Below are 23,252 nucleotides of genomic sequence, written 5' to 3' on the forward strand. Positions count from 1 at the left end.
TTCATACAACTTCACGCTGCAAGGTCCAATCGACCATGCGGTAGACAGTGATGAACTGACACTGAACTTCCCAATCATCGCAACGGATTTTGATGGTGATACCACCACAGAAACGATCCCAGTCACCATCGTGGACGATAAGCCAACTATTACCGATGTTGATGCGATTACCGTTGATGAGGATGATTTAGGTACGATTGGCTCAGACCAAACTGACCCGATTTCAATCGATGGCAACTTCACCACCACACAAGGCTCGGACCGAGTGGTGAGCTATCAGCTCGATGCTTCTGCAACACCAGTAGCTGGACTCACATCACAAGGCGTGGCAGTCACACTGACGGAAACCGCAAACGGCGATGGTAGCTTTACTTACGAAGCGGCAGCGGGGACTGAAGCGGTCTTTACGCTGACAGTGAATACCGATGGCTCTTATAACTTCACGCTAGAAGGTCCAATCGACCACGCGGTAGATAGTGACGAGCTGACACTGAACTTCCCAATCATCGCAACCGACTTTGATGGCGACACGTCTGCTGAGACAATTCCTGTCAAGATCGTTGATGACAAACCGACACTTGGTGGCATCGAAGCAACAAGTGTGCAAACGGTTGACGAGGACGATATCCCAACAGTCGGATCTGATGGTACGCAGTCGAACAGCATTGCAGGTAACTTCATCGCGACTGATGGTTCTGATGGCATTTTGGAGTACAGCGTTTCTGACCTGACGACGCCAGTACAAGGCCTGACCTCTGGTGGTCAATCTCTGGTTATGGTTGAAGTATCAAACGCAGGTGGCGTTTCAGTTTACGAAGCTCGTATTGATGGCACGACGACACCAGTATTCCGTGTGACCCTTGATGCCTCTGATGACAGCTACACGTTCGATTTGCTTGCTCCTCTCGATCATCCAAATGCTGATGGCCAAAATGAACTGGTCATCAATTTACCGATAAACGCGACTGACTTTGATGGAGACGTGTCGAACAACATCACCTTACCAATTACGGTTGTGGATGATGTTCCGACCATTGATGGTTTGCTAGCAGGCAGCGAACAAACCGTTGATGAAGATGACCTACCAGCAGGTACGGATGCTGCAAGTGCAGAAGATACTGTTATTTCAGGTACTTTTGATATCACCGAAGGTGCTGACCAAGTTGCTTCTATTCAGCTGAGTGACCTGACCACGCCTGTTGCGTCACTGACTTCAGATGGTGAAGCTATCACCTTAGTTCTGTCTTCTAGCGCAAATGGCGTGAACGTATACCAAGGTGTTGCTGGCAATCCTGCTGAAGTGGTTTTCGAACTGACGCTGGATGCAACGAACAACTCCTATGAGTTCGATTTACAGAAGCCGCTTGATCATCCCGATGGTAATCAGCAAAACGAGATTGTTATTAACCTCCCTGTGACGGCGACAGATAATGATGGTGATACTTCACCAGCCTTCACATTGCCAATTACCGTTGTGGATGATGTTCCAGTTGTTACCAATATTGAAAGTCTACGTGTCGACGAAGATGACTTACCTCTTGGTTCTGATGGAACGAAAGAGCCATTAACGGTATCAGGTGAGTTCGAAGTCACTAGCGCAGATGGTATTGATGCTTTCGAATTGGATCTGAGCTCAAATCCTATCCCGAATCTGAAATCGGGTGGAGAAGAGGTAACACTTTCTCAAGACGTTGGTGCTTCAACTGCTGACGCGCGTGTTTACGTGGGACAAACTCCGGGTGGAGTGACGGTCTTCACGTTGACACTTCATCAAGATGGTAAATACGACTTTGAGTTATCTGGTCAGTTAGATCACGCGGTTAACTCTGATGAGATTTTGTTGAATCTACCTGTGAAGATCACGGATGGCGACAACGATATCATCACTGCGACCTTGCCAGTGACCATCGTAGATGACAAGCCAACCATTGATGCTATTAGCTCTGGTAGTACCTTGTCTGTGGATGAGGATGATATTCCGAGCCAAGGTTCGGACGACACGCCAGAATCCAATATCATTGGTGGCAACTTTGACGTTACTGATGGTGCCGACTCTATCGTTAGCTTCCAGTTGGATAGCTTAACGTCGCCTGTTTCTGGACTTACCTCAGGTGGTCAACCGCTTGAGTTGGTTGAGTTTTCAAATTCAAATGGTGTGATTGAGTACCGAGCTTATGTACAAGGTACGACGGACACCGTCTTTAAACTGACGCTAAATGGTTCAGCAGACAGTTATGAATTTGAACTGTTGGGTGCACTTGATCATCCTGCGGGTAACGATGAAAACTCGTTAGTCATCAACTTCCCAGTCAACGCGACCGATTTTGACGGCGATGTGTCCAATAACATCACCTTGCCGATCACCGTGGTGGACGATGTTCCAGCTATTGTGAAAGTGACAGACTCTAGCCAACAAACCGTTGATGAAGATGATCTTTCCGGTGGCTCTGACACGACAAGTAGTGATTCAACGGTATTGAACGGCGGATTTGAGGTCGTTGCTGGTGCAGACAAGATTGTCAGCTACCAAGTTTCTGACCTCAATGCCGTTGTGTCTGGCTTAACTTCGAACGGCAACAGCATCGAGTTGAATGTGGTGAGCTCGGTTGGTGGTGTAACCAGTTACGAAGCGGTCATCACTGGTACATCAACTAAGATCTTCACGTTGTCTCTTGATGCGAATAACGACAGTTACCAATTTGAACTATTGGGACCAATCGACCATGATGCTGTTCAAGGTGAAAACAACCTTGTCATTGATATCCCAATTACAGTGACAGATTTTGATGGTGATACGTCATCATCACTGAACCTTCCAATCACCATTGTTGATGACATTCCTGAAATTACATCAGCAGATGCTTTGGCTGTTGACGAGGATGATCTCGCTAATGGCTCTCAGGCAACCAACAAAGACAGCCTAGAAGCAACAGGCAATTTCGATACGGTAGAAGGGGCAGATACAGTTGTCTCTTACCAGTTGGATCTAACTTCTAACCCGATCCCAGGAGTCACTTCAGGTGGTCTCGCGGTAACGTTAGTTCAAACCGCGGTCAGCAACAATAATTTTACTTATCAAGGTCAAACACCGGATGGTAACTCAGTGTTCACGCTAGTTTTGAACGCTGACGGCTCTTACAAGTTTACGCTTGAGGGGGCACTAGACCACTCAACCCAAGGCGAAGATACACTCATACTTGATCTTCCAGTCTTCGCGACCGATGTCGATGGCGATACGGCCGGCATTAACTTACCAGTGACGATTACCGATGATGTTCCAACCCTGCACGATGCGTCTATTTCACGTATTGAGGGACAAGGTAACCGTACGGTTCGCTTATTCCGAGACCCTGTAGAGGGTGATGATGATCTTGGTGCTGACGGCGCACAAGTGACGTCATTCTCGGCTGATGATTCGGGTATTTACTTCAAGCAAAACGGTGTTGACTCGGACTCTGTTGATTTGAACGGCAGCAACCAAGTTGTGTTCGTTCACAAGGTTCTTGACGGAGTGGACACTGAAATCGGTCGTTTGATTGTTCGAACCGATGGCCGCGTGTCTTTCCGTCCAAATGACGATCTTGACCATACAGAAACCGACTCGATTGATTTCACCATCAACGTTGTTGCAACCGATGGTGATGGCGATATCGCAGATGCCGATGTGGATATCTCGATAAGAGACCGCAATGCGCAAATTGACACGTCTACCGTTACTGCGTTCGAAGACCAAGGGCGTGATGGTGTCGTTGTGGGCGTTGACTCTGCAAATACTCAGGACAACTTGTCGACGCTGGATGTTAGCCCTGCGAAAGTCGACTTGGTTATCAATTTACACGATATCGACCGTAACGAGAGCTTAGGTGACATCACTATTCGAGATGCTGATACTCACAACGGTACGTTCTACTACAGAGACGGCAGTGGCAACTACATTGAATTAACATCTGTGGGCAATACGGTTGTTCTCGACGCATCAAATGTTGAGCAGTCATTCAATGGTGAGCTTGTCTCGTTAGATAACTTGTACTTCGTACCAGATCGTCATACATCAACCGATGCTTCTGGTATCGATCCTCGTATCCGCGTGGAAATTCTTAACAATGGTACGCCAGATCATACGATTAATGGTCGTTTAGACATTGAAGTTGCTGCCGTCGCAGATATTGCAACGTGGACGGCAAGCAGCGAATTTAACTACTCGGTTGATGAAGATGGAAACAATGTCGCACTTAACATCACGGCTGAAACCCAAGACACTAGTAACCCAGAAGGCATTGTGTACGAGCTTGTCTTTACACAAGGAGAAGGTAACGCAGAGTTAGTCTATTCAGATGGTAGTGCGATACCAAAATCCGGTGGTGTTTATCTGGTGGATGCAAGCCGAATTGATGAAGTTCAAGTTGATCCGATAGATAACTTCTCGGGCGAAATCAGAATTGATGTCACCGCTATTACGACGGAAAACAACAATCCACTGCTTGGGAAAGATACCGCTCGCTCAGAAACCGAAACCATCATTATTGATGTAAACCCAGTTGCGGATAAAGGTAGTTTTACTGTAAACCGAATTAATGTGTTTGAGGATAATGCTCGAACTCAAAATACGGTAGACCCTGTCACTGATCACGATCCACTCCAATTAAGTGAAGTGATCACCATGAAACCATCAGCGGACTTAGATGGTTCTGAAGCGTTATTTGTGCGCATTTCTAACTTCTCAATTGATGGGGTTACTTTGGTGTGGCTGGACTCAGCAAACCCAAGTCAGATAGTAGAAGTGACCGATTCAGGCGGCAATGTACTTTATTACGAAGTGCCAGAGTCTGAATTAGCGAACGTCGAAGTTCTTCCTCCGTTGCACAGCAATGATGACTTTACTTTCAATGTCGAAGGCATTGTGAAAGACACAGCATCATTGTCTACCGGTACGACAGAAGATGTGTTGTCACTGGGCAGTAAGACCGTCATCGTTGGTGTAAAAGGTGTTGCTGACATACCAGACACGGTATTAATTGACGCGGGGAACGTTTGGAACCGATTCGTAGACGGAGATGTGGCCGGGATAGAGACGACTATCGAAGAGAATGGTGTTGTAAACCTTAACTTCTCGGTTGTATCTGGTGAAGTTGCCGATAGACCACAGGATGATTCAGAAGCCATTACTGTTATCCTGTCCAACATCCCCGACGGTGTTCGTGTCGTAGATTCAGACGGTTCAAGCGTTGACCTCACCTTTGTTGGCTATGATGGTAACGGTCAACCGATTTACGAAGCAAACATCACTGGGCTGAATTTTAATTCCGGTATTCAAATTATTCCGGAAGCCTCTTCAACTGAAAACATTGCGATTACAGGGACGATCATTGTTACCGAGAATGATGGTCATAGTCGTGTGATTGAAAGAGAGGTAAGGATCAAGGTCGAACCCGTTATTGACGCTCAAGATAACTACGTTGTTCGATCGGAGGGAGATGAAGATACGCGCTTTGACATCGATTGGAAACCGACGCTCGTACAAAGCCCTGATACCGATGAATTCTTTAGTGATGTAACCATCTCTGGATTTCCTCCAGGCAGCACGGTCTATGTAGATGGTGTGGCACAAACGCTTGTTTCTGGAACACTAACGCTTTCACCGCAAGCCGGTGAATCAGAGCAAGATTTTTCCGCTAAAATCTCTCAAAGTGGCTATGTTCAAGTTCAGTTGGAGCAGGATTCAAGTACTGACTTTGACTTGACCACAACCGTCACTGTGAAAGAGATTGACCATGAATATGTTGACGCTTCGAATCCCGGTGAAGGTATCGCTGAGAAAACCATCAATGGTACGGTGAATGTCCAAGTTAATCCAATCGTTGAGCCAGAGGATAATACGGGGGCAATAGATGACCAAACCCGTCTGCTTGTCACTGAAAGTGGTGGTGGTGCTACCGATATCGTGAAGTCAGACGATCAAGGTAACATTGACTTTACGATCAACACTTCTATGGGGGGCGAATCTGGTGCTCATATCATTAAATACCAAGAGTTTGATGCGTCTTCAGATGAAGTGGTGACTCAACTTGTTGTTCAATTTCACAATGTGGACCCTGAGATCCTCAACCAATTGGTTATCGTCGGTGCACTAAATGAAGGTGGAGGTCGCTGGACAGTAACCGATGAAGACAACTTCTCAATTAAAGCGCCGTCTGGCCTTGATTTAACACCAAGCGATGACAGCGACGATGGCGATAACGGTGGTCTCTCTCAAATTGGCTTAACCATTTACGCAGAAGTGAATGATTTGGGCGAAGATTTGGGCAACGAAAAAGATGCGACGGTCGTGCGTCAAACGGATGTGACACTAGAGTTTCCAACCGTCCTCACACCGAAAATGAGTGTAGCGGCAGAGATTCAGGTGGCTGATGATGTCCAAATTCAAGCGTTGGAAGACAATTCTATTAACCTTGGTGCTCAGTTGACGTCGAAAGTCGATGCGATTAATGCAGATGGTGTGGAAGATGTCTTAACTATTATCGTCGACCCGACAGCTCCTGGCATTCCTCCTGGTTTGGTGATCACGGGGACGGATGTTGATTTTGTCAATGGTAAATACGTGTTCCAAGCCCATATCGATGCAAGTGGAAATATTACTGGCCTTGATGGTTTGACGATGCACTTGGCAGAAGATTACGCAGGTGATTTCGAATTGCCAATTCGGTTTGTCACTAAAGACACTGAGTCCGGTGATGAAAAAGAAAATAATGTCCAGTTTCCAGTTCAGGTTTTACCGGTTGCAGACGTTCCGAGTTCAGCCGGGGATCAGCCGTTGGATAGCGATGTCACACCAAATGTAAGAGTAGATATCGTCGGTACTTTCGGCTTGGATGCAAACAAACAACCTGTGACTGATCTAAATAACGACGTTCCCACGGCGGATGGTGTTGGTTACGAAGATGGCTTAATCCAACTTAACTTGAGTGTTGATTTTGCCGATCAATTTAACAACACTCAAGGTGGTCGAGAAACACTAACGAACATCAAGTTAGAGCTTGATGACACAACATTAGGTGAGTTTGTTGATGCCAATGGTAACAGCTTAGGAACCAGTATTGAGTTTAATGAAGCTGAGATTTTAGCTGGTGCGCTTGACAATGTTCTGTTTAAGCCAAAAGAAAATTACCCCGTAGGTGGTGGCCAAAATACCGTCAAGATTAATATCGAGGGAGAAATTACTGATGAAGCTGTGTTTGATCAGTCTATCTTGAATAACTCTGGCGATAATATAGATGTGAGAACCTTCACTGACGATGTCACATTTGAAGTTACGCCAGTCGTTGATGACATTACCATTACAGGTGCCGATCCGACGCAGCCAATCACGGTGATTGGTGACGAAGATACTTTAATTTCGCTGAATCAATCGGGCTCTGGTGTTTCGATCAGCCTGAACGATAATGACGGTTCTGAGAGTTTCGTTTCACTCAAGTTAACGGGGCTTCCTGATGACTTTATCGTTAAATCCAATTCCTCTGATTATGTTGTTAAGAACAACGGTGGGGGCGAATGGAGTATTCAACTAAAAGATCTCACTCAGACGTCCATTGACCTGAGTGACATCCAAATTAAACCGCCAAAACACTTTAGTGGCGAGGCTGAGATAGGTATTACGGTCTTCATTCAAGAGGAGTTGCTACAAGTTCCAACGGAACGAAACAACAACTTTACGCTTATTGTCAATCCTATTGGTGATGATGTTGATGTGAATCCCGATACTTCGGCTGCAGGTAATGAGGGCGAAGACATTGTTATTAATGTAAATGCGTTAGTGGTTGATAACAAAGAGTCCATCGGAGATGGTGCAAACTACCAGGAAAATGATCCAGAGACGCTGAGAGTTGAGGTCTCCAATGTCCCTGATGGGGCGAGTGTTTCATTACCTGATGGGACAGTGTTTACTGACCAAAGCGGCGGCATTTTTGTCTTAGAAATCAATGCTCAAGACTTGGATCAAGTGGTGTTTAATTCTGGGGATCGCAACGATAACTCATGGGATGGTTCGCTGCATTTCAAAGTGCAAGCCGTTGATACTGGGCTCGATGGCAGTCAAAGCTTGGGCTCCGCAGAGGAGTTTGATGTCACTGTTGATGTTGAAGCAGTGAACGATCGTCCAGAGTTCGTCAATACCGTGGATGTGGAAACACCAGAAGATACGCCAATGCTGCTTGATGGTTTCAGCATTACCGATATTGATGCCGTACTCGATGATCCGAATGCTGAATATGTACTCAATGTGAACGTCGACAGCGGTATCTTGGAGCTTAATCCAACGCTCATCGCTACTTACAACCTAACCGTGAGCGGTGATGGTACGGACTCCGTTGAACTGAAAGGTACAGTGGCCGATCTAAACAATGCCATTGCAGACGGTCTGATTGAGTTTAATCCAGACCTGAACTTCTTTGGTGACGTTCAGGTGGACGTGACAGTCGATGACCAAGGTAATGAAGGTATCGTAATTGGTGGGGTAGATGACACCCTAAATACCAACAGCAGCAGCTTCAATATTGAAGTGACAGCGGTGAATGATACCCCAGAAACTACGCCAGTGACGCTACCGGATATTGAAGAAGATAGTGGTGTGTTCTCCATCTCTGAAGCGGATCTTATTGCGAATGCGACAGACGTAGAGAACGATAACCTCACGGTCAGCAATGTTCAGTTAACGGATCCGAATTCGGGTAGCATTACTTTCAACAGTGGTACGGGAGAGTGGGAATTTACCCCAGCACCAGATTACAACGGTCCAGTTGAAATCACGTACACCATTACAGATGATGGCACGACAAGTGGTGCATCCGATCCTAAATCGGTTAACGGCAGCGCATCGTTCAACGTAACGGAAGTCAATGATGCTCCAACGACGTCTGAAGTGACACTTTCTGATATCGCAGAAGACAGTACGGCGGTTGATATTACCCAAGCTGATTTGTTGGCGAATGCGTCTGATATTGAAAACGACACCTTGATGGTGAGCAATGTCCAGTTGGTTGATCCAAGCAGCGGCACATTGGATTTCGACAACGTAACAGGTACATGGTCATTTACTCCTGCGCCTGGCTACAACGGCAAGGTCGATCTGACCTACGACATTACCGACAACGGTACAACGAACGGTGTTTCTGATCCTCAAACGGTGTCAGGAACGGCGACCTTCGAAGTCACTGAGGTGAACGATGCACCGGTAACATCAGAGGTAACGTTGAGTAGTACGGAAGAAGATGGTGGTTCGGTAACTATTACGGCTACTGAGTTGCTGAGCAACGCAAGTGATCCTGAGTCAGACAACTTGACCGTCGATAATGTTGTGTTAGTGGATCCAGCTTCCGGCACGCTGACTCAAGTGAGTGCGACAGAGTGGACGTTTGAACCCGCAGCAGATTTCTTTGGTGACGTTAATTTCACTTATGAAATCACAGATGACGGAACCACTAACGGCGCTCCAGACCCAATTACAATCGCGGGCACAGCAGTGTTGAATGTTGAAGCTACCAATGACGCACCTGAAATCACTGCAACGTCGGTAACGGATACGATCAATGAAGCTGATGGCCAGAAAGTAACGGGTATTAGTGTGAGTGACGTCGACTTTGCGGGCGCACAAGCAAATGAAAGCATGACCGTGACTCTTACAGTTACCGAGGGCGACCTTCGTGTCGAGCCGCCAGCAGGTAGTGGTGTGACTGTTGGGGCGGGGATGGCTGGTGAAATCACCCTAATGGGCACACCAGATAATATTAACTCCGTTCTTGGAGCAACAGACGCTTCTGAGGGTGTATTTGTGGATGCAGGAGATGTCAACGCAGCTTCAATCACTTTATCGGTGAAAGTCGAAGACAACGGCGTGTACTTCGAAAATGCATCGGGTACCGCATTGGAAGCGAATCAAGACTTCACTATCAATGTGACACCTGTAGCTGATGCACCTACATTGAGTATCAATCCTCAGTTTAATTACATTCGTCAAATTGCGGCTAGCCAAACCGCGAGCAGTCAAGGTTTAGCGATTGTCGGAATCATGGCGGCGCTTACTGATATTGACGAGGTGCTGTCTTTGGAGCTAACGGGCGTACCAGCTAGTGCTGAGGTAACAAGTGGCGTTTCTCCATCAGGCATTAGCTTCGATGGTACCACTTGGACAGTACCAAGCGATGAAATTGATACGCTAGAAATTGTCGCAACAGATACTAACAGTGGTATTGATGTCGGTTCTTACGATATTTCGCTTACGGCGATATCAACGGAATCTAATGGCGATGAAGCGCAGTCTTCACCTGTCCAAATTAGTTTGGATGTGAGTAGTGATAGCGACGATATTGACCAGTCAACCGCAGTGGACGACAGCTATTTAGTCAGCGGAGACACAGGTACCAACTTGATTGGTGGAGACGGTGACGACGTTATTCTGGGTGGTGATGGTGATGACGTGCTTATCGGTGGCTTAGGCTCAGATATCTTAACGGGTGGAGACGGCAGCGATATCTTCAAGTGGACGGTAGATTCCGTTGATGAAGGGGCAGTGGATACCATTACTGACTTCACTGTTAACGAAGACAGTATCGATTTACGTGAAGTTATCTCTGATCTCAATAACTCAATGATCGACATGGATGATCTGCTTGGTCACATTTCGGCAGACTACGATGCATCGACGGAAAGTGTTTCTCTGAACATTACGACGGATGCAAATGTTCAACAGACTATTGTCGTGGAAAACTTAGGTACTTCAATCGACTTCAACGGTCTTAGCTCCAACGAGATTGTAGAGTCATTGCTCAACAACGGTGTTATTGATAACGGATAAACCTGTATACAACACAAAAATGGGCGGCTCTGATAAGCCGCCCATTTTTTTCGGGAAAGCTTGATTTTAAACAGGAGTATTTGAATCGAAATAGAAATAAAGTGCGAAGCAAAGGGGTTATCTTGTTACGACGTTATAGTGATAGTTGGAAATTAAAATAGCGATAATTTGACGTTAAATCGCCTAAACGTGGATGTCTAGCAAGCTGCCAATGATTTCATTGTTTTTCTCTATGACAGACGCGCCAACTCGGCTATAACCAGCGGCTTGTGCGAGGTTGATGAGAGATTCAACTTTTTGAGAGGGAAGGCTAGGTGTTGAGGCTGTTATTGCGACATCCGCAACCGCAGCTAAATCGATGTTGTGATCAGAAAGCTCTTCTTTTACCTTACTTACATTATTGCTAATGCCATGTGCAGCTTTCTCGGCCATTTGTTGTGACATCTGAACGATGTGGTATCCAGATTGAATTCCCGATACAGGCATATCACTACTCCCAACATTATGATAGTGAGAGCATAGGTGGAGTTTATAAAACGTTCAAGTGTTTTATATCAATGACTTGATTAGGCAAACAGTTTGGCAAGCATTTCTCTTTCTTCACCAGATAGAACCGGTTTTTGCGCTTTATTTAGTTTCACGCTGATCTCACCTTGTAATGACTTTAACTGACTTGCCGTTAAATCACTGAGCTTTTGTTTAAGTTCATTAAATTGTTGTGCGTTCATCTCAATACCTTCGTCGTGATTCGGTTTATCCGTCGTTGCCCGAAATTCTTCATCCTTTGGATACAACATATTTATTCAACCAAAATAGATTAGAATTTGATCGATTGCTTTTTGTCCGAATATTGTCAAGGTGTGTTAAGTGATACGTCAGATTTTTCCTAAGAAGGTACATAATTACCCACTTTGGGGTAGATGGAAGCGTAAAAAGAAAAAGGGAAGCGATATAGCGCTTCCCTCTTACATATGGTTTGAATGTTACTAACTTACCCTGACGGCAAACTTACTAGCAAGTGAATGAAGCTCTGGGAGCATGCGATAGATAAGATGAAGTTGCTGCAATACCATGCGGGCAGAGCTGTCGTCTTCATCGCGCCATTCGTTTAAGCGTTGCTCGAGTCCAGCATCATCAATATTAGATAGGTCACACTCCTCACAATGCTGGTGAAGCTGTTTATGAAGTACATCCAGATGCTGATGAATACAACGGTGAGCATCTAAAACGAGTTTATGAATTGACTCATCTTCGATGCGAGTTCTGTGCGCGCCTAATGCAGAAATATAGTTCAACATTGCGTGATTTAACGTTAGGAAGCGAAAACTTTCATCAACAGCTGCGCGATATTTGCCAGGCTCCGCCAGCATCGTACTAATCGCAGAAGAGAGTGAGGCATCATTATTGTGGGCCTGGCGGCGAGCGATACGGTAACTCAAATTGTCTTTCTTGCCGATTCTATACTGACCAATGATCTGATCGAGATACTGCTTGTTCGCCTCTATCGCATCCGACATAACTTTGTGAAGCCTTCTCGACTGCCAGTCGGGCAAAATAACTAATACAGCTCCTACTGCAAGCACACACCCGATGAGGGTATCTGCTAGTCGAGGAAGGACAACTGCGTAACCTTCACCTAGTTGATTAAATAAGAAGAGGACGAGCAGTGTAATAAAACCAGTCGCGTACCCATAGTTGTTCATCCGGAAGGCGAAAAACATCACACCAGAGATAACGATAAATACTAACTGGCTTTCTTGAGAAGGGAAAAAAGTCAGCAATGGTACACCAATCAACAAACCAGCTAATGTACCTATTACTCGCGCCGTCAATTTTTGGCGAGTGGCACTGTAGTTCGGTTGGCATACGAATAAAGTGGTTAAGAGTATCCAGTAACCTCGGTCGATGTTGAATATTTGAATGATTCCATAGCCAATCGTTAAGGCAATTGACATACGTAATGCATGCCGAAACAGCATCGAATCTTTGTGTAAATTTGCTGATATACGCTGCCACATCGCTTTTAGCGTGTGTGGGTTGGTATCGGCGAGGGTATCTTCTTCGAGGCCTTCAACATCTGGGTTGTTAATGTTATTAAGTTGTTTTTCTACCGTCGCTAAGTTATTGAATAAATATGTTAACTGCATCAGCAGACGTTTCCAGTGCCCTTGCTTTTGTTCTTCTAGATAAGCAAGAGAGTTTTGTACTTCAGCTAATGCCAGAATAGATTGATCGGTATGGGAGTATTCATTTCCTAGCTGAATGGCTAGTGCAATATCACGACACGCTTGGGCTTGAGACTCCAAAAGATATTTAAAACGAAACAGCACATCAGAACGTTCAAATTCGGTCGCTAAATCCTGATAGCGATAATGGCTAGAACTGACGCGTTCGTGAATGTCTTGAGCGATGAAATAAATATTTAAAAATCGGTCACTAGGCCCATCAATGTGACCCCGTTTCGATCGGTTAAGTAATTTGGTTTTACAAGCGTTTAGTGCCGTAACCGTGGCAGCATTGCATTTTGCAGCTTCAATCCGCAGCGGTTGTGGCGTCAAGTTGGTCACAGGGTGAAAAAGCTTGGCTTTCGCATCAAGATAATTCGCCATTTGGAAGAACACATTGGCTAAGCTTTGTTGCACCGGTTGAAGAGGCCAAAATATCTGCCAAATCATGGACATGAAGTAATACCAGGCGGCACCAGTCAAAAGCAGTAGTGGCTGAAACCAAATGTTGGTGCTTTCATGTGCGCCAAGCATAGTATAAATAGCGATCAGCAACGAACCAAAAGCAATACTCGCGTACTTAGGACCTATCGCCCCAAGAATGATGAAGCCGAAGGTTGAGATAAATAATCCCAACGCAAACGCCCATGGGGTATCGAACAAGATTTCAATTGAAAAAGCAGCAAGCGCAAAACAGAGAAAGGTGAGAATCAGAGCCTTGATGCGTCCAGTGAAACTGTCATCACTTTCAGCCAAAGCAGCAGCAATAACGCCTAATATTAATGGCGTTATCAGCGTGTTTTGCTCGAAGTACCAAGTTGGGATAACCACACCCAGTAAGGTAATGAGGATAAGAACGCTGTAATTTATCGTCTTGTTTGCCCAATATAGCCGAAATTTAGAAGTTGCTTGCACAATGCGCCTTATGTTTCCGATGAAGAACAGGGGGAATACTACCAGACCCACTATAGCGCGTTTATGATTTACTTTAAGAAAAATTCGTGGTTGCTGATAAAATCAGCAGGGATGTCATTGACTTATATTAAAGCTGCCAGGTCATGTATTGAGGATTGTAAAGCCAGCTTCAAATAACCTCAGCTTTAGGTTATTAAATCGACAGTAATGTGAATTTTATTAAAGAATAGAAGAAGAAGCTTACTTAGGAGCTCGCCGTTGCTACAATTTAGCGCCTTAAAATGATATAAATCGACAACTTCTAAACTAAAAGGCGCACGTTTCATGCAGCTTACTGCCACTAGCAAAGCACAGTTTTTTATTCAAAATGAGTACCATCACGTCGAAATAAAAGAGAACAGTGTTTTATTAAGCTCGATAGGCAGTGAAGAACATATTCCTTTTACGATCTGGAATGGCAAAGTTAGCGTAAAGCGTGGGTTATTATGGAGCTCTTTACAGTTTTTTGCTCATGAACACGAAGGCAAACAACAAAGCTGGCTAGTCCAAGGTTTACCGTGGCCGCAATGCCGAAAGTTTGCGCTTGAGGCCGTTCGTCAATATCAAGAGTGGCACAACACTCAGTGCCGAAAACTGGCTGAGTATCTACCTAAGTGGGAAGAAGAGCTTTACAAACTAAAGCACTTGCCTGCTTACTTATCGCATTCTCAAGTGGTCTCCTGGGTTGAAAGCCTTAACCAAGAGTTAAGCGAGATGAAAACCACCCTAGAAGAAGCCAAAATGCGAATGCCGAATCGTATGTCGCAAATAGAGCCTTGGCTCATTGATACCTCTGAGGCGCTTGGTGAGCGTAATCGCGATTGGCTAGAAGCAGAACGTCCAAATTGGGAAGTGCTGTTTAATCAAATTGAATCCTCTCCTTTGAATTTATCCCAGCAATATGCGGTATTGCTCAACGACGACCACAACTTAGTTCTTGCTGGGGCCGGCTCGGGCAAAACCAGCGTTTTAACCGCACGAGTTGCCTATTTGTTGCAAAGCCATCAAGCTCAAGCAGAAGAGCTTCTCATGTTAGCGTTCGGTCGTGATGCGGCGACTGAAATGAAAGAACGCTTAGTAGATAAAGTGGGCATGGCGGCAGACGGTGTGCGCGTCAACACATTCCATCAGTTGGGCTTGTATATTCTTAAACAAGTCGAACAGCAACCTGTCGAAATTAGTCCTTTAGCGTTGGACGAAAATCAACGAACAGCATGGTGTGTAGACTGGTTGAAAAAACATTGGATGACACCCACCAACTTTAAACGTTGGCAAAAACATTTAGACAAATGGCCGATTGCGTACCTAAAAGGGGATGATGAGTTAGGAAGCCATTCAGAAAATCCAAAACTGATCGCTTGGCTAGATTCGCAGCTGTCTCATTTAGCGGCGGTGGGCTTGACCAAAAAGCAAGTACAAGAAAAGCTCGTAAACCACCAAGACTATACGCGTTTAAATAGTGAACTCGCCTTATGCTGGCCATGTTTTACAGCGTGGCAGAAAATGCTTAAAGAAAGCAACCAAGTGGATTTCCCAACCATGATCAGTCGTGCGACAGATTATGTGAATAAAGGGAAGTTTGTCTCGCCATGGCGCTTTATTATGGTCGATGAGTATCAAGATATCTCTCCAGATCGTCTGGCATTGATTGAAGCACTGTGTGAATCCACTCAGAAACAAGCAGGTGCCACGTTATTTGCTGTTGGCGACGATTGGCAAGCGATCTATCAGTTTGCAGGAGCGGATGTCGATCTTATCACTGGTTTTAAAGAACGCTTTGCTCACTCAACCGTTCATCACTTAGATACAACTTATCGTTTCAACAATCAGATTGGTGATGTAGCGAATACATTCGTGCAGCAAAACCCATCGCAGTTGCCGAAAACACTAAACAGCCACAAACAACGCAAGCAGAAGAGCGTACATACCGCGCAGAGCAATCAAGTGGAAAAGATCTTGGACCACTTGAATCAACAAGCCAAGCAAACCAAGTCAGTTTTATTGCTAGGACGTAACCATTATCATAAGCCCGATTTGTTCGACGATTGGTTGCGACGTTTCCCTAATCTCGATATTCGCTTTATGACTTGCCATGCGAGTAAAGGACGCGAAGCTGACTTTGTGATTATTCTTTCTGTGGATGAGGGGCAATTCCCCGCTAAGAAGAAGCAAATTCACATTGATGGTGCGTTGACGGAGTCCAAAGACAAATTCCCTTACGCAGAAGAGCGCAGGCTATTTTACGTGGCGATTACACGTGCGAAAGAGAAGGTTTGGATTACGCATACTGGTGCGGGATCTGCATTCGTTCAAGAGCTCGTTAATGGTGACTATCCCATCGTGACTTCTCGTTAAATGCAACGTTTAGAATGTTAAAAACAGTAAAGGCGATACTTGGTATCGCCTTTGCTTTATTTGGTTAGCATCAAAGCTTACATGCGCTCAGCAAGATAGGCTTCGTAATCCGGCACTTCGATGTCTACTTCTTGCTCAAGAAGAGGGGAGTTAAACAGGAACTTAGCGGTGGCTCGGTTCGTTGCTACAGGAATATTCCAAACACTAGCAATACGAAGAAGCGCTTTAACGTCTGGGTCGTGAGGTACGGCATTCAGTGGATCCCAAAAGAAAACGAGAACGTCGATTTTGCCTTCTGAAATAAGAGCGCCTAGTTGTTGATCACCGCCCATCGGACCACTGATCATGCTCTTGATCGCAAGTCCAGTTTCTTTACTTAGCATGTGTCCTGTCGTGCCAGTTGCGTAAAGGAAGTGACTCTGTAGCTTTTCTTTGTTTTCTTTTACCCAGCGAAGTAGCTCAGGTTTGCAGTTGTCGTGAGCAACCAAAGCCACATGTTTATGGGTTGGCATGGTACGAATGGTTTTTTGCATCAAGATGTTTCCGTTTGTATGATTTTAAAATTGTTGTGACTCAATAGAACACGTTTTTGGTCTTTCAATCAACAGCCTTAACACGGAATGTCGGCCTATATTCTGACGGAGATAACGATTCTTCGATCGTGTCGTCATGAAGCGTCTTCGGAGTCAGTGGTTTGATGGTTGGTGAGGCATGTTTGTCATACGTTTTACCTCTTAAGTAATGCGTTGCTTGCATCATGGAAAGCCGACCTTGCTGCACCATTTTATCTGTTGGTGCGAAGAGCACTTTGTTACGTAACAGGCCTCGATATACACCATGACTTAAGTACACAGAAACTAGACCGATCTCCTCAGCTTTGCCGGCACTGCGCAGCTCACTGATGGCCGCTTCAATCGCCACTGCACTGCCAACAATGTAATCTATATTTCCCATATCGATCACACGTTGAACTAGGTTACGTTGTAACTCCTTGTCGTTGTCTGCCCAAAATGAGTCAACAATGTTGATATCACTTCCTTGTATCGCTTCATAGAATCCGGCAGTAACGGGTTTCGTACCACCACGAGTTCGCGGCCCCAAAAGTAAGGCAATGTTGGTTTTTCCTGACCCCTTTGGATGGCGAGCTGCCAAATATTGACCCGCTTCGTATCCCATCCAATGCCAGTCAACACCGACAGTCCCTTTTAGCAACTCACTTTGTTCTTCATCCAAGTCGAGTTGGTTCACAGTAGCAAAAACGGGAGTATTCCCTACCCAATTTTTAAGTGAATGCTCGTAAGCCTGTGGGTCCACGGTCCCAAGGATAACTGCATCTGCTCCCCATTGGTTACACAGTGCGAGTTGTTGTTCTTGACGGGTTTTGTTTGGGTAGCCGCCCGCTTCAAGAACTCGTAGCTCGACACCTTCTCTTTTCGCTTCGGACACCATTCCATAGTTTACTGACAACCAGTATGAATCCTTTAGGTGAGGGTATATTGCACATATTTTCTCTGCGGCAACCGCTGGCAAAGAAGCAACGAGGGTTAAAGTGGCTGCAGAATGTTTGAAAAATGTGCGAAATGCGTGTTGATTTTTAACCATGAAATGAAGTTCGTTGGCATAGATTAAGTAAACACTGCAAAATATAACGTAATATGTCGCTGAACACGAACATTAAGGTCATGAAAATATGCTGCTAGCAACTGCAAGCATCGGTCGTAAACTTTTGTTGTCTTTCATTGCGATGGCAATACTGGTCATGTTATCGGCACTTATTGGTGTGTCTGGATTTTCTTTGGTTGCCAAAACCGAAAGAAATGTCGTGGATTCTGCGATTCCCGCCATGATTGAGGCGAGGCAAGTCTCTGAGTTGAGTACTCGTATTATTTCGTCTGTACAAATGTTGTCGAACGCAAGAAACGAGCAGGAAAGAAAGGAGTCAGGGCGAGTGCTGTTCGAACAGCTCGAGTCTTTACTCACTCACATCAAGGAGCTCGGGAGTGAGTCGTTCGATTCTCAATTGTTAGAAGCTTTAGAGAATAACGTCCAGAACGTTATCGACAATTTGGCAGAACTCGGTGTTTCGGTTGAAAAAAAGCTGTGGCTTGCAAAAGAGATAGATACTCGTGTTGAAGAAATGCGTCTGCTCAGTGAAGAGCTAGAACAACTAACTCGTACGCAAGTTCAGAATACAAGCACCATTGCTGTTGCTAACGTCACGCATATTTATGACTTATTAGAATCGAATAAAAAATCGCAAGTTTATCAGGCGCTAGATGCACTGGTGGAGGTCGATCTTGATCTGACTGAGCGATTACATGAACTGCACTTGTTGGCCTTTAAAATGTTGAATCAGATTGAAGAGGCTCGGACATTAACGAATATTGAGCGAATTCAACAGGTTCAAAGTGATTTCGATAGCAACCTCAAAATCATGCAACGCCGTGTACTCGCTGTGGAAGATCCTACGCGCTCTAAGCAAATGAGCCAACTGCTCATAGAGCTTGGTAAGCGTCAGGTCGTATTTTCTATACTGATGCAGCAATACGAGAATAACGAACAGTCACAACAACTGATGCAAAAGACATTAGAGTTGTTCTCAGAGCTTAATGGCACGGTCAACAAATTGGTTGATGATTCAAACAAAACCACTACCGTCGCTGTAGACCAATTGACCAGCACACTGAAATTCGCTCAGTGGTCTTTAACCGTTATTTCAATTGTTGGTTTGATTGTATTGGTGCTGATTTTATGGCGTGTGGTGTACCTTTCTGTTGTGAAGCGGTTAGCTGAATATTCCGCTGCGTTGCTGTCTGTGGCGCAGGGTAACTTAGCGGTTGAGTTGGAAGTGAAAGGCAAAGATGAGTTGGCGCATATGGGGCAGGCCATCATCACGGCTCGTAATACCGCGCAAGCACTAAAAGTGGTAGCAGAGGGTGAAGCTCAAGCCAAGCGAGAGCTTGAGGAGCATAAAGAGCATTTAGAAGAGCTCGTTGAGCAGCGCACTTCGCAGTTAAAACAAGCAAACCGCCGTTTGAATGAAGAGGTTTTGAATCACGCTAAAGCTCGCAAGCAAGCAGAGCAAGCGAGCCGAGCAAAATCGGCATTCTTGGCGACGATGAGCCATGAGATAAGAACGCCAATGAACGGAGTGTTGGGGACAGCACGCTTGTTGATTGACTCAGGCCTCAACCCAATTCAAAAGCGTTATGCGGAAATCATTAATCGTAGTGGTAAAACGTTGCTCGCGATCCTTAATGATGTACTGGATTACTCCAAGATTGAAGCGGGGCATTTAGAAATTCGTCACATGGGCTTCGATTTACACCAAATGGTGGAGGACACTTTCCAGTTAATGAACAGTCGAGCACAAGAGAAGAAGCTGCTGTTCTCCTACCATATTGAAAGTGATGTTAGTCGCTACTGGAAAGGGGATGTCACCAGAATCAGTCAGGTGCTGAACAATCTTGTTGGTAACGCGATTAAGTTCACTGACGAAGGAGAAATTGATATCTACGTTAGCCTGAACCCTGAGGACGAGTCGCAAGTCCTGTTTGAAGTATCAGACACTGGAATAGGAATTGCCAAAAAATACCAGAGAACGTTGTTTGATGCCTTCACGCAAGCTGAAGGTGGGATGAGCCAAACTGGAGGTACGGGGCTTGGACTTGCCATCAGTAAGCGAATCATTGAAGCGATGGGCGGTGTTTTAGAAGTCGATTCCGAAGAGGGAAATGGTAGCCGATTCTGGTTCTCTATTCCGTTAGAGGAAAGCGAACCTGTTGAAACAGGAACCGTGGCAACCGCACGTTGCAAAGTGAAAGCAAAGGTCTTGCTGGTAGAAGATAATGAAGTCAACCGAGTGGTCGCGGAAGGTTTTCTAGAAAGCATGGGTCATCAAGTCGTGATGGCGGAAAACGGCTCACAAGCAGAGCAACTGATCAGCACACAGGATTTTGATATCGCTTTAGTCGACATCAACCTCCCTGATTGTGATGGAACTGAGTTGATCCAACGCTTAAAGCGGATTGAGTGTGATAAGCCGGCCAATAAAGCGCTTGCCGTCACGCCAATGATTGCAGTGTCTGCGCACGTTTTTGCGGAAGAAGTTGAGCGCTATCTAGCCGCTGGTTTTGACGGATACTTGCCTAAGCCATTGGCAAAAGAGGCACTCGCGGCATTGATTCAGGATGCGCTAGACGGAAAGCCGTTGTTGTTGCCACAAAATGCCGACTGTACCCCGTTTGATCAAATTTCGCCTCAAGAACAAGAGCTACAATCAAAGGTCGTTCAAGCGCCCCAAAAAAAGGAACCCGATGTGGTTATCATTAATCCGAGCGTGATTGAGTCCGATATGAAAATCTTGGGCAGAGATAAGATGTTGCACATTATTAATCTGTTTAGATCCACCAGCACTGATGTATTAAGCAAACTGCAAGCGTCTGCTGAGGACAATGATAGTAAAGAAGTAAAGAACCTTGCCCATAAATTAAAGGGCAGCGCGGGAAGTTTAGGACTAACTGCATTAATGAACGCTTGCCAAGCAATTGAAGCCGCGCCTCAACCTCTAGATACCTATAATGCGACTAAAGATGATTTAGTTTCTCAAGTGTCTGCATCAATTCAAGCTCTGGATGAGTTAATGGCGAAGTAATCCATCGAGCATTGAAAATAAAAAAACCTCCGGCTTTCCGGAGGTTTTTTCTATTCGGTCATGTCATCTTCCCACTCGAATCGAGTGTCTAGGGCATAAGGGTCATCATCAAAAGGATGTTCCACTTTGCCACGCAAGTATTCGAGTTGATGCTCAAGCATATTGACCGTTTCGTAGTCTCCCTCAGAACAAGCAACGTAAATCTGTTGTTCAAGAGCGGCAATGTTATCTCGGATACCCATGAGAACCCCCTTAAATCATCATCGATTCTCAAAACGATTATAGTCAAGTAATCCAAATTCGATCGGTTGTTTTGTACGGTACCAATTGTGTAAACGATCGCTAAATGACCAGAATTTTTCTGAGCTTCTACGAATCGCAAAATTATCCAATAACTTAACGTAATCGGACTCGTTTTGGATGGCACTAAATTGATCGACAAAATCTTTTACTTGGTTTTCGTTGATCGAGAAAAATGCCGCAGGGTAGCTTCCCACAACGCCGCGTACAATGGTCATGTCATCGTTAGCAAAGTCACGGTTACTTTCTTCATCAAACAAGCTAGAGATGTTTGTGTGTGCATTGTTGTGAAGTAAGGTGAACAATTCATCTTCCCCTGATTTACTTCTCACCATAAGCATAGTGATTTGCGGAACGGTTTTCAGGCCTTCACCACGAACGTGGTCAATACGTTTTAGTTGCTTTTCACTACTCGCAGAAAGAGCCGTGTCTTGAATTTCGTAGCGAGGCAGAAGCACATCTGAGACATGTTCTCTCAACAACTCCACCAACTCCGTTTTTGGATCGTCACTCTTATACTGAACGCTGGTTGGTTGGTTAAACGGCTTCACATTTCGTTGTAAAAAGTCACTCAACTGCGGGCTTTGATCTTTATACCAGCTAGATTGCAGTTCATGGCGCATATCGGCGGGTAACAACGAGATAAAGTTACTTTCGCCTTCTAGACGCAAGAAGTCCATAAACATTCGTGTCATGAGCTGATGGCCGAAGTTACCGTAAACGTCAAACCCAGCAACAAGCAAATAGTGGATACGCTCTAGTAACGCGTAGTCAAGAATCCACACTGTTTTAGGCTGCTCACCAACTAACCCTTGAACAACAGAAGCACTATCAAAATGGCGGAATATCGTTAATGCCGCATTATGGTTGGTGCCATTACCGTCCCAAATTACATCGGTGGATAGGTTTTCACCTTCTTTAAACCAGTTATTAGTGAACTCAGATTTAGCCTCTAGGTAGCGAGCTTGCTGGCGCGCGTACTTGACCCAGTTGGTAACAGGTAGCGTGTTACTTTCTTGTTCTGCCGGTAGTTTTAGGTTATCAGCCTGAGATCGGTAAAACTCATTTACTTCTGGGATGTCTGCTTTATCTGGATCAAGGAAAAACACCCAAAAGCGATCATTGATAACATTCAATGCCAGTTGGCCACGACAAACTGGGCCTTTGATGTATGCCATTATTGTATTTTGTGCATTATCTAGCATGAACTTAAAGCGCGATTTCACTGGAAGGTCGATGAATGATGTCATCGGGTTTGCAGCAACTTCTGGTGCATAACTCGGTAGCTGGCTAACCGTGTAATCAGCATCAATAAACCAAGTTTTCCAGTTCTCTATGCGTTGCTTGTTTACCGCGAATGGCATGTGAGTTTTATCTACTATGGTCCCTTGCTCTGGAATAATTCGATAAAACACACGTTCAACCCCTGGATCATCGTACGGGCGACGCGTTGAAATACGTTTGACGGGCTGTCCTGGTGGTGTAGCAGAGCGGACGAGCGTGAAGAATCGGGGATCTTCATCGAGTTCTGAAAAGTAGAGATGAGATAAAAACAAATGCTCATATATATACCTAGCCATCAGCTGATTTTTCAAATCAGAGTGGTTAAGTAATGTTTCGTACTTATCTATTTGCGCTTGCTCATTCTCACTAACAGGTTGGTGAACGTTCATTATTGCGCCGTTTTCCAACCAAGTCATGAGTGTGTGGTATTCACTGTTTGATAGATTTGGCATACCAAAAGGCATGCCCCAGGTTGGGTTATCCTTCTCGTATTGCTCGTATTCTTCAATCGTCGGACAGGTTTGCTCTCGGTCTATCGAAAAGTCAAAGCCTTCTAACTGGACTTGGTCAGGCAATGGGTGGCGCTCTTTTTGTTGTAGCAAACGTGCGATAAGTCCTGCATCAATGTTGGCTG

Annotated in this window: 10 protein-coding genes; 3 read left to right on the forward strand and 7 right to left on the reverse strand. The window is 45.1% G+C overall.

What is annotated here, in order from left to right; genetic code table 11:
- Nucleotides 1–10,846, forward strand: a 10,846-nt coding sequence (locus IQP38_RS20655; protein ID WP_228010140.1) for a cadherin-like domain-containing protein, incomplete at its 5' end; no start/stop codon positions are given.
- A gap of 183 nt (nt 10,847–11,029) precedes the next feature.
- Here IQP38_RS20655 and IQP38_RS20660 read toward each other — a convergent pair.
- The 3 genes from IQP38_RS20660 to yccS form a co-directional block, all read right to left on the reverse strand.
- On the reverse strand, nt 11,030–11,332 hold the full coding sequence (locus IQP38_RS20660) for a hypothetical protein (protein ID WP_176311502.1): 303 nt from the start codon (nt 11,330–11,332) through the stop codon (nt 11,030–11,032).
- Between the two features lie 80 nt (nt 11,333–11,412).
- Nucleotides 11,413–11,643, reverse strand: coding sequence for a hypothetical protein (locus tag IQP38_RS20665; protein WP_005376575.1), 231 nt, complete (start codon nt 11,641–11,643; stop codon nt 11,413–11,415).
- Nucleotides 11,644–11,832: 189 nt separating this feature from the next.
- On the reverse strand, nt 11,833–13,986 hold the full coding sequence (gene yccS / locus IQP38_RS20670) for a YccS family putative transporter (protein ID WP_193837972.1): 2,154 nt from the start codon (nt 13,984–13,986) through the stop codon (nt 11,833–11,835).
- A 324-nt stretch (nt 13,987–14,310) separates the two neighbouring features.
- Here yccS and helD point away from each other — a divergent pair, with 324 nt between their 5' ends.
- On the forward strand, nt 14,311–16,380 hold the full coding sequence (gene helD, locus IQP38_RS20675; protein WP_193837973.1) for a DNA helicase IV: 2,070 nt from the start codon (nt 14,311–14,313) through the stop codon (nt 16,378–16,380).
- Between the two features lie 77 nt (nt 16,381–16,457).
- Here helD and IQP38_RS20680 read toward each other — a convergent pair whose 3' ends face one another.
- Together IQP38_RS20680 and torT are read right to left on the reverse strand one after the other, a co-directional pair.
- Nucleotides 16,458–16,913 carry a methylglyoxal synthase gene (locus tag IQP38_RS20680; RefSeq protein ID WP_005376571.1) on the reverse strand — a complete coding sequence of 152 codons (456 nt, stop codon included), beginning with the start codon at nt 16,911–16,913 and terminating at the stop codon, nt 16,458–16,460.
- A 64-nt stretch (nt 16,914–16,977) separates the two neighbouring features.
- Complete coding sequence (torT, locus tag IQP38_RS20685) at nt 16,978–18,027, reverse strand: TMAO reductase system periplasmic protein TorT (protein WP_081051359.1); 1,050 nt, start codon at nt 18,025–18,027, stop codon at nt 16,978–16,980.
- A gap of 43 nt (nt 18,028–18,070) precedes the next feature.
- Between torT and torS the strand changes: the two genes are divergently transcribed.
- A complete protein-coding gene (gene torS, locus IQP38_RS20690; protein WP_104976152.1) occupies nt 18,071–21,034 on the forward strand; it encodes a TMAO reductase system sensor histidine kinase/response regulator TorS in 2,964 nt (987 codons plus the stop codon).
- Between the two features lie 50 nt (nt 21,035–21,084).
- Here torS and IQP38_RS20695 read toward each other — a convergent pair whose 3' ends face one another.
- The gene (locus IQP38_RS20695; RefSeq protein WP_005376565.1) at nt 21,085–21,276 is read right to left on the reverse strand and encodes a hypothetical protein; all 192 of its coding nucleotides are present in this window, start codon (nt 21,274–21,276) and stop codon (nt 21,085–21,087) included.
- Between the two features lie 18 nt (nt 21,277–21,294).
- A partial coding sequence (locus IQP38_RS20700; RefSeq protein ID WP_228010141.1) for a fatty acid cis/trans isomerase occupies nt 21,295–23,252 on the reverse strand: 1,958 nt, incomplete at its 5' end.

Origin of the sequence: Vibrio sp. OPT41, from assembly GCF_015163595.1 — a bacterium.
In the GTDB taxonomy this organism is placed as follows: domain Bacteria; phylum Pseudomonadota; class Gammaproteobacteria; order Enterobacterales; family Vibrionaceae; genus Vibrio; species Vibrio alginolyticus.